8 protein-coding genes are annotated in these 8,946 nt (G+C 69.8%); 1 reads left to right on the top strand and 7 read right to left on the bottom strand.

What is annotated here, in order from left to right; genetic code table 11:
- The coding region (locus E1295_RS45675) for an anti-sigma factor (protein ID WP_132641278.1) at positions 1–605 on the top strand (605 nt) is incomplete at its 5' end.
- Positions 606–616: 11 nt separating this feature from the next.
- Here the strand turns inward: E1295_RS45675 and E1295_RS45670 are convergent.
- The 7 genes from E1295_RS45670 to E1295_RS45640 all read right to left on the bottom strand — a co-directional run bounded on the left by E1295_RS45670 (position 617) and on the right by E1295_RS45640 (position 8,743).
- A complete protein-coding gene (locus E1295_RS45670; RefSeq protein ID WP_132641276.1) occupies positions 617–1,594 on the bottom strand; it encodes a phosphotransferase family protein in 978 nt (325 codons plus the stop codon).
- Positions 1,595–1,613: 19 nt separating this feature from the next.
- The gene (locus E1295_RS45665; RefSeq protein ID WP_132641274.1) at positions 1,614–2,612 is read right to left on the bottom strand and encodes a LacI family DNA-binding transcriptional regulator; all 999 of its coding nucleotides are present in this window, start codon (positions 2,610–2,612) and stop codon (positions 1,614–1,616) included.
- Positions 2,593–4,002: a GH1 family beta-glucosidase gene (locus E1295_RS45660; protein ID WP_132641272.1), complete on the bottom strand. Its 1,410-nt coding sequence runs from the start codon at positions 4,000–4,002 to the stop codon at positions 2,593–2,595. Before E1295_RS45660 ends, E1295_RS45665 begins: the two co-directional genes overlap by 20 nt.
- Positions 3,999–4,829, bottom strand: a complete 831-nt coding sequence (locus E1295_RS45655; RefSeq protein WP_132641270.1) for a carbohydrate ABC transporter permease — start codon at positions 4,827–4,829, stop codon at positions 3,999–4,001. Before E1295_RS45655 ends, E1295_RS45660 begins: the two co-directional genes overlap by 4 nt.
- The gene (locus E1295_RS45650) at positions 4,826–5,782 is read right to left on the bottom strand and encodes a carbohydrate ABC transporter permease (protein WP_132641268.1); all 957 of its coding nucleotides are present in this window, start codon (positions 5,780–5,782) and stop codon (positions 4,826–4,828) included. Before E1295_RS45650 ends, E1295_RS45655 begins: the two co-directional genes overlap by 4 nt.
- A gap of 57 nt (positions 5,783–5,839) precedes the next feature.
- Positions 5,840–7,165 carry an ABC transporter substrate-binding protein gene (locus E1295_RS45645; protein WP_132641266.1) on the bottom strand — a complete coding sequence of 442 codons (1,326 nt, stop codon included), beginning with the start codon at positions 7,163–7,165 and terminating at the stop codon, positions 5,840–5,842.
- A 324-nt stretch (positions 7,166–7,489) separates the two neighbouring features.
- The gene (locus E1295_RS45640; RefSeq protein ID WP_132641264.1) at positions 7,490–8,743 is read right to left on the bottom strand and encodes an RNA polymerase sigma factor; all 1,254 of its coding nucleotides are present in this window, start codon (positions 8,741–8,743) and stop codon (positions 7,490–7,492) included.
- Between the last annotated feature and the right edge of the window lie 203 nt (positions 8,744–8,946).

Genomic DNA, 8,946 nt, shown 5'->3' with positions numbered 1-8,946 from the left:
CCACCTTGCGCGCCCGCCTCCTGACCGCCGCCCGCCGCCCGCGCCACCGCCCCGGCCCGCCGGAACGCCCGCCCGAAAGCCTGGTGGCGGGTCCGCCGGGCACCCGGCCGGAACGTCCGCTGGAGGGCCCGACGGAAGCGTGGCGGCGGCCGAAGCCGCTGACGGTGCTGGCGGCGGTGTCCGCGGCGGCCGCGGCGGTGCTGGGCGCGCTGGCCGTCGACGCCCACCGCGACCTCGGCGACCTGTCCACCAGGACGGGAGAGCTGGCCGCGGTGCTGGCCGCGCCCGACGCCCGCACGGTACGCCTGCCGGTCGCCACCGGCGGCACCGGCACCGTGGTGCTCTCCCGCTCCGAGGGACGGATGGTGTTCACCTCGTCCGGGCTGCGGGACCTGCCCGGCTCCCATGACTACGAGCTGTGGCTGACGGGACCGCGAGGCGCGCGCGCCGCCGGGCTGCTCGACCGCGTGGGAGGCGGGGCGACCGTCCCCGTGGTGGCCCCGCTGGACGGCGACCGGCGGGTGGCGCTCACCGTCGAGCCCGCGGGCGGCTCCGAGAGGCCCACCACGCGCCCCATCATGGTGGGCGGCCTGCCCTCCACGTGAACGGGCTTCGGTCAGGCGCGGGTGAGGCGGGCGAGCAGCACGTCGAGGGCGGCCAGCGAGCCGTCGCGGACCCTGGCGTACTCCTTCTCCGGATACTGCCGGGGGCCGTTCTCGATCAACAGGATCAGGTAGAGGTAGGCGCGGTAGAGGTCGAGCCGGGTCAGCGCGGAAGGGGTCAGCTCCAGCGGCGTCACCTCGCGGTAGCCGGCCAGCAGCGGATCGTCCTCGCGCAGCTCCCCGAAGATGGTCGGGGTGACGAACTCGGCGATCGGGTCGCCCCAGAAGGCCCGCTCATGGTCGATGATGGCCTGGATCCTGGGCGGGCCGCTGAGGTCGAGGAAGACGTTGCCCGCCCACACGTCGAAGTGCACCAGCCGGGGTGTCGTCACCTCGCCGAGCACCGGCGAGGCCGCCTCGAACACGGCCATGAGCTCGGCCGCCGGGCGGGGCAGCGGGGCCGGGTAACGTACGGTGTCGCCGAGCAGGGCGGCCACCATCGCCAGGAACGCCTCGCGCCACGTGGCGCCCACGATGCCCGCGTGCGGGTAGCCGAACACCTCGCCCGTCACCGCGTTGAACCTGGCCAGGTGGCGGCCCAGCTCCCTGCGCAGCGTGTCCTCGCCGTCGGGCTTGACGGCGTTCCACGACACGCCGTCGAGGACGCTCAGCATCAGGTAGTCGCCGCCGAGCACGGGGTCGTCGAAACCGGCCCGCAGCAGGGACGGCACGGGGACGCCCGCCTTCAGCGCGTGCTCGTACGCGGCGGCCTCCATCCGCAGCAGGTTGCGTTCGTAGCTGAGCTGGTCGAGCTCGGGCGGCGGGGAGAGTTTGAGCACCACCTCGCGGCCGTCGTCGAGCGCGAGCCGCCAGACCGCGTTGGCGAAGCCGTCGGTCAGCTCCGTCGCGGACGCCACGCCCGCGCCCAGCGCGCGCCGGGCCAGCGCGTCGAGCTCAGCCCCGGATAACCGGCGCTTGGTCCTGCTGTTCACGGGAACCCCCTTCCTGGCGTCAGGCGGACTCCCTGCGCACGAGATGCGTGTCGAGAATCACCACGGGCTGGCGCAACTGCTCGCCGTTGATGCGGGCGACGAGCAGCTGGGCCATCTGCCTGCCCATGGCCTCCGTCGGCTGGTGAACGGTGGTCAGGGGCGGGTCGGCGCTGAGCGCTGCCTTGGAGTCGTCGAACCCGATCACGGCCACCTCGCCGGGGATCGCCCGTCCTTCGGCCTTGAGCACGCGCATCGCGCCCAGCGCCATCGGGTCGGACGCGGCGAAGACCGCGTCGAGCTCGGGATGCGTGCGCAGCAGCTCCGCCATCGCGACGGCCCCGCTCTGCTCGGAGAAGTCGCCGTAGGACACCAGCTCGGGCAGGCCCGAGGGCAGCAGCGCGTCGCGGTAGCCGGAGAGCCGGTCGACGCCCACGCCCATGTCCTGCGGGCCGGCTATCGCGGCGATCGCGCGGCGGCCGAGGCTCAGCAGGTGTTTGACCGCCTGCCGGGCCCCGGCCCTGTTGTCCATGTCGACGTAGCTGTAGGGGGCGAGGCCGACGGGCCGCCCACCGAGCACGGTGGGCACGCCCATCGCCTCCAGCCGGCCCGGCAGCGGATCGGCGCCGTGCAGCGACAGGAGCAGCACGCCGTCGACGTGCTGCCCCGTCAGGTAGTTCTCGAGTCGCTCGTGCTCCTCCGGCGACCTGGCCATCGCCAGGATCAGCTGAAGGCCGGTCTCGGCCAGCGCCGAGCCGATGCCGCGGATGGTGCCCGCGAAGTACGGCTCGTCGAAGACCCGCAACTGCGACTCGGACACCACCAGCGCCACGGTGTCCGTGCGGCGCGTCACCAGCGCCCGCGCCGCGCGGTTGGGCACGTAGCCCAGCTCACGGATGGCCAGCTCGACGGCCTCGCGGGCCCTGGCGCTGACGTTCGGCGAGCCGTTGATGACTCTCGACACCGTGCCCCGGCCCACGCCGGCCCGAGCCGCGACTGCCTCAAGAGTCGGTCGGTTCATGTCGCCTATTCTGCCGGATGATCTCCGAGTACCAGAGCGCGCTGTCCTTGAGCAGCCGCTCCTGCGTCTCGTAGTCCACCCGAACCAGGCCGAACCGTTTGCCGTAACCCCAGGCCCACTCGAAGTTGTCCATCAGCGACCAGGCGAAGTAGCCCTCCAGGGGCACGCCCGCGTCGATGGCCTGCTTGCAGGCCGCGAGGTGCGCCTCGACGTACGCCCGCCGCTCCTGGTCGTGCACGCGGCCGTCGTCGAGCACGTCGTCGAACGCGGCGCCGTTCTCGGCGATCACCATCGGGATCGCGGGGTAGTCCCGTGCCACCCTGGTGAGCACCTCGACCAGGCCGGACTCGTCGATCTCCCAGCCCATCGCCGTCACGGGACGGCCGCCGTTGACGAACGACACGTGCTCGCTGCCGACCCACGGCGACCCCGTGTCCGTGGGGGCCGCGGCCGCCGACTGGGCGCCGCCTGGCGCTCCCGAGACCGTGAAGCGGCTGTAGTAGTTGATGAGCAGCACGTCGATGGGCGCGTTGATGATCTTCATGTCGCCGGGCTGGACGCAGTCCACCTCGAAGGGCAGGTCGGCCAGCACGTCCTCCGGATAGCTGCCCAGCAGCATGGCGTCCAGGAAGAACCGGTTCTGCAGGCCGTCGATGCGCCGGACCGCGTCCAGGTCCTCGGCACTGCCGGTGGCGGGGCTGATCGCGTACAGGTTCACGCTGCCGCCGACGCGCCGGGCGCCCATCGCCTGCACGGCCAGGCCGTGCGCCAGGTTGAGGTGGTGCGCGCCCCTGATCGCGTTCTCCGGTTCGCGCCTGCCAGGCGCGTGCTCGCCCGAGGCGTAACCGAGGAACGCGGCGCACCACGGCTCGTTGACGGTGCTGAACGTGTGCACGTGGTCCTTCAGCGCCTCGTGCACCATCGCCGCGTAGTCGGCGAAGCAGTAGGCGACGTCGCGGTTGGGCCAGCCGCCCTTGTCCTCCAGCTCCTGGGGCAGGTCCCAGTGGTAGAGGGTCAGCCACGGATCGATGCCGTGCTTGCGCAGTTCGTCGGTGAGCCGCTTGTAGAAGTCGAGCCCCTTCTGATTGATCTTGCCCGTACCGGTGGGCTGGATGCGGGGCCAGGAGACCGAGAAGCGGTAGGCCGACAGGCCCAGCTCCGCCATGACGGCGACGTCGTCCTTGTAGCGGTGGTAGTGGTCGATGGCCACGTCCGCGTTGTGCCCGCTGAGCACCCGGCCGGGCGTCCTGGTGAAGACGTCCCAGATGGACCGTCCTCGCCCGTCCTCCGCGACGGCACCCTCGATCTGGTACGCCGAGGTCGCCGCGCCCCACGCGAAGCCCGCGGGGAAGCGCAGTCCGGTCCGCGTCTGTTCCTCTTGTGTCGTCACGCCTTGACCGCACCTTCCATGAGTCCGCCGACGATTTGGCGGCCGAATGCGACGAATACCGCGATGAGCGGAATGATGGACAATGCCGTACCTGCGAAGATCAACGAGTACTCCGTGGAATACCTCGCGTTGAGCGAGTTGATCGCGATCTGCACGGTCGGGTTGTCCTGGTTGAGCACGATCAGCGGCCACATGTAGTCGTTCCACATGAGCATGAACGTGTTGATGCCGAGCACGGCCATGCCGGGCCTGACCGCGGGGAGCACGACGTTCCACCAGATGCGCAGCGTGGCGGCGCCGTCCACCCGGGCGGCCTCGACCAGCTCCATCGGCACGGACTGCCGCGTGTACTGCGTCATCAGGAAGACGCCGAACCCGTTGAGCAGGTACGGCAGGATGACCGCCTTGAGCGTGCCCGTCCAGTCCAGGCTCACCATGAGCCGGTAGAGCGGGACCACGCCCATCTGCTGCAGCGGCACCGCCATCGTCAGCAGCACGAGCAGCAGCAGCGCGTTGCGTCCCTTGAAGTCGAGGTTGGCGAAGGCGAAGCCGGCCAGCGTCGAGATGATGATGACCGAGACGGTGACGACGCTCGCCACGATGAACGAGTTCGTCAGGCCGGCCACGAACTTGGCCTCGGGGTGCTGGAGCACCGCGATGATGTTCTGGCCGAGGTTCCCGCCGGGCAGGAACATCGGCGGGGAGGCCACCGCGTCGGCGTTCGTACGCGAGGCGATGACCAGCATCCAGTACAGCGGGAACGCCGACAGGAAGATGGCCAGCCCGAGCAGGACCTTCGTGAGGACGGACGGTTTCCAGATGGTCATCGTGTGCCCCCGATCCTGCGCACGAACAGGAAGTTGATCGCCGCTCCGATGAGGATCAGCAGGAAGAGCAGCCAGGCGGCCGCGGACGCGTAGCCGTAGTCGAACTCACGGAAGGCCTCCTTGTAGACGAACATGGCCACCGTCTGGAACTGGCCCTGCGACCCGCCGTCCGGGTTGCCGTTGTAGAACGTCATCGGCTCGGAGAACAGCGTCAGGCCGCCGATCGTGGAGTTCAGCACCACGAAGATCATCGTGGGGCGCAGCATCGGCAGCGTGATCTGCCAGAACTGCCGGCGCTGGGAGGCGCCGTCGATCGAGGCGGCCTCGTACAGGTCGCGCGGGATCGTCTGCATGCCGGCCAGGAAGATGATCGCGTTGTAGCCGGTCCAGCGCCAGTCGACCATGGTCGCGATGGCGAGCCACGACGGCACGCGCTCGGCCCGCCAGTTCGTGTTCTCCACCCCGAACATGCCGAGCAGCCAGTTGACCAGGCCCCAGTCGCGGGCGAACAACTGCGTGAACACCACCGCGACCGCGACGACCGACGTGACGAGCGGCAGCAGCACGCTCATCCGGATGGCCAGCCGGAAACGCATGCGCTTGTTCAGCGCGTTGGCCAGGAACAACGCCATCAACATCTGCGGGACGGTGGCGAGGAGGAACATGGCCACCGTGTTCACGGTGGCACGCCAGAAGTCGTCGTCGCCCAGCAGCGCGGTGTAGTTGCCCAGCCCGGCCCACTCCGTCGTGCCGGTCAGGTCGTAGTCGTACAGCGAGTAGTAGAGGGTGAACGCCAGCGGGAAGAGCCCGAAGGCGGCGAACAGCAGGAAATACGGGGACACCAGTGCGTACGGCATCGCCTTGATGTCGAGACGCGAACGCCAGCGGCGGCCGGGCGGGCGGGCGCGGCGATTGTTGCTCCGCGTCGCCCGTGGAAGGGTGTCGATGCTCATTACAGACCTTTCGGCGGCAACAAGCCCGGCCCGCTCCTGGCGGGCCGGGCGGAAGGATCAGCCCGCGGCCTTCACCGCGTCGTCGACCAACTGCTGCCAGGCCTTGTCGTACGGGACAGAACCGTCGTCCATGCCTTGGACGACCGACTCCGTGGCGTTCTTGACCTGGGCGTGCTTCACACCCAGGAAGACCGGCTGGAGGCTGGCGGCGGACTTGGCGAAGATCTCACCGATGGGCGCGTCGTTGAAGTACTCGTTCTTCGCGCCCTGCACCGCCGGGTCCTGCTGGGCCTTGACGTTGCTCGGCATGTTCCCGAAGTCGGTGAAGACGCTCGCCTGGGTCGTCGCCTGCGTCAGGTAGTCGGCGACCTGGGCCGCTTCCTTCGGGTGCTTGGACTGCTTGGGCACGGCCAGCCAGGAGCCGCCCCAGTTGCCGCCCTCGCCGGGCACCGCGGCCACGTCCCACTTGCCCTTGCCCTCGTCACCGGCGTTGCCGCTGACCGCGCCGAGCATCCACGACGGACAGCCGAGCGTGGCGAACGCGCCCTTCTGGGTGCCCGTCGCCCACTCGTCGGAGAAGTTGCGCAGCTTGGCGGTCAGACCGTCCTGGCTCAGCTTCTGGACGAAGTCGAAGGCCGTCCTGACCGCCGGGTTCTTGTCGATGATCAGGTTGTTGTCCTTGTCGAAGTAGGACACGTTGCCGTTCTTGGCCGCCTCCTGATACAGCACCACCTGGTACAACGTGTTGGTGCCGTCGGCCCACTTGGTGTCCTTGACCTTCGACTGGAACCGCTTGCCGACCTCCAGATACTCCTCCCAGGTGGGCCACAGCGCGCTGACCTCGTCACGGTCGGTCGGCAGCCCCGCCTTCTCGAACAGGTCCTTGCGATAGCACAGGCTCATGCCGCCGATGTCGGTGCCCAGGCCGAACAGCTTGCCGTCGGCGGTCACGCCGTTCTCCCACTTCCACGGCAGGTAGTCGGCCTTACGCGACTCCAGGCCGTGCTCCTTCAGGTCGGCCCACCACTCGGTGCGCGCCTTGGCCAGGCCCATGCCGCCCTCGTCGATGCCGATGACGTCCCCGGCGCCGCTGCCGGCCTGCAACCACTGGATCATCTGCGGCCAGTACTGCTGCTCGAACTGGTCGGTCAGGTTCTCGTACTTGATCTGGATGTCCTTGTGCTCGGCGTTCCACTTGTCGACGGCGTTCTTGTAGCCGAAGTTGCTGCCGCCGCCGAACGTCTGCAGGCGGATGGTGACCGGCTCCGACGAGGCGGAGGACGAGGTGGAGGGCGTCTCGGAAGCGCAGGAGGCTACGGCCAGCGCGGTCGCCGCCAGGGCCGAGGCCACGGCGAGACCGCCGCGACGTCTTCTGATCATCATGGTGGGGCCCCTTCTCGGGTGAATGTGCAGGAGATGCACCGCGGCCTGCGTTCACCGCGGTGGGAGTGTTGGGAGCGCTCCCACAAAGGGTGCACTTGCCCGCTCTGCACGTCAATCCCGCGAAACGGAACCGTTACCAATGGGGTGGTTTATCACTCAACAACCGGATTTAAAGCCATAAACCTCACAAAGAGCTGATTGGGAGCGCTCCCACCACAAGAGGCATCTTTTGTGTCGCATCAAGGGCATGTCACGCGGACGCGCTCGCGGAAACGGCCGGGCGCCACCCCGGAACCCGCGGTCGATCCGCTCGGAAGCGGTGACTCAGGCAGGCGGGTCGTCGCGGCAGGCGGCGGCGCGGGCCTCCAGCAGCGCCCGCTCACGAGCGTTGCGCGTCATCCCCGCCGCCCGCTCGAACTCCGCCCGCGCCTCCTCGAGCCGGCCCAGCTTGACCAGCAGGTCGCCACGGACGCTCGGCAGCAGGTGGTAGTCCTTGAGCGACGGCTCGTCCACGATCTGGTCCAGCAGCCCCAGCCCCGCCGCCGGGCCGTACGCCATGGAGAGCGCCACCGCGCGGTTGAGCTCGACCACGGGGGAGCGCGACAACTTGGCCAGCTCTTCGTACAGGCCGGCGATGCGTGTCCAGTCGGTGTCGTCAGGGTCGAACGCTCTGGCGTGGCAGGCGGCGATGGCGGCCTGCAAAGTGTAGGGGCCGCGCGCCCCGCCCGGTTCCTCCGCCTGGTCCAGCGCGGCCAGGCCCCGGCGGATGAGCAGCCGGTCCCAGCCGGTGCGGTCCTGCTCCAGGAGCAGGATCGGCTCGCCGTCAGGCCCCACGCGGGCGGCAGCGCGTGAGGCGTGCAACTCCATGAGCGCCACCAGACCGTGGACCTCGGGCTCCCGCGGCATCAGGCCCGCCAGCACGCGGCCCAGCCGGAGCGCGTCCTCGCACAACCCCGGCCGCATCCAGTCGTCGCCGGCGGTCGCCGAGTAGCCCTCGTTGAAGATCAGATAGATGACCTCGAGCACGGACGCGAGCCGCCCGGCCAGCTCGGCGCCCTGCGGGACCTCGAAGGGGATCTGCTCGGCCGCGAGCGTACGCTTGGCCCGCACGATTCGCTGGGCGACCGTGGACTCCGTGACGAGGAACGCCCTGGCGATCTCCTGCGTGGTCAGGCCGCCGAGCACCCGCAGCGTCAGAGCCACCCGCGCCTCCATCGACAGCGCGGGATGGCAGGCCGTGAACACCAGCCGCAACAGGTCGTCCTCGATCTCGTCGACCTCGGGCGGCTCCTCGCTCCCCTCGAGCCGGTGGGCCAGCTCCGCCAGGTTGCGCGCCAGCCGCTCGTTCCTGCGGATCATGTCGATGGCGCGGCGTTTCGACACGGTCATCAACCACGCACCCGGGTTCTGCGGCACGCCGGACTCCGGCCACTGCTCCAGGGCGGCGACCAGCGCGTCCTGCGCCAGCTCCTCGGCCAGGCCGACGTCGCGCACCAGCCGGGTGAGCCCGGCGATCAGTCTGGCCGCCTCGATCCGCCAGACCGCCTCGATGGCACGATGAGTGTCGGAAGCCGTCACCGGGCCATGACACCAGCAACCCTCCCGGCCCGGCAACTCACCACACCCCCACCTCGCCCGCTCTCCCGCGGCGCGCCCCCACTGAACTGCACGCGGCAGCGTGGTCGACGGCTGCAAGCCCTCAGCCGCCCGGCCGATGGGGACAGCTCCGGAGCGTGGCGGTCGTACGCCGTGAGGACCACATGTCGTCGCGGGTGGGTGGG

The sequence above is a fragment of the Nonomuraea mesophila genome (assembly GCF_004352805.1).
Classification (GTDB): domain Bacteria; phylum Actinomycetota; class Actinomycetes; order Streptosporangiales; family Streptosporangiaceae; genus Nonomuraea; species Nonomuraea longispora.
This window is presented reverse-complemented; position numbering and strand designations above follow the sequence as displayed.

Excerpts from the sequence above, each read along its gene's own strand:
- E1295_RS45665 (WP_132641274.1), bottom strand. The coding sequence starts at position 2,612 with ATGAACCGACCGACTCTTGAGGCAGTCGCGGCTCGGGCCGGCGTGGGC.
- E1295_RS45645 (WP_132641266.1), bottom strand. The coding sequence starts at position 7,165 with ATGATGATCAGAAGACGTCGCGGCGGTCTCGCCGTGGCCTCGGCCCTG.
- E1295_RS45655 (WP_132641270.1), bottom strand. The coding sequence starts at position 4,829 with ATGACCATCTGGAAACCGTCCGTCCTCACGAAGGTCCTGCTCGGGCTG.
- E1295_RS45650 (WP_132641268.1), bottom strand. The coding sequence starts at position 5,782 with ATGAGCATCGACACCCTTCCACGGGCGACGCGGAGCAACAATCGCCGC.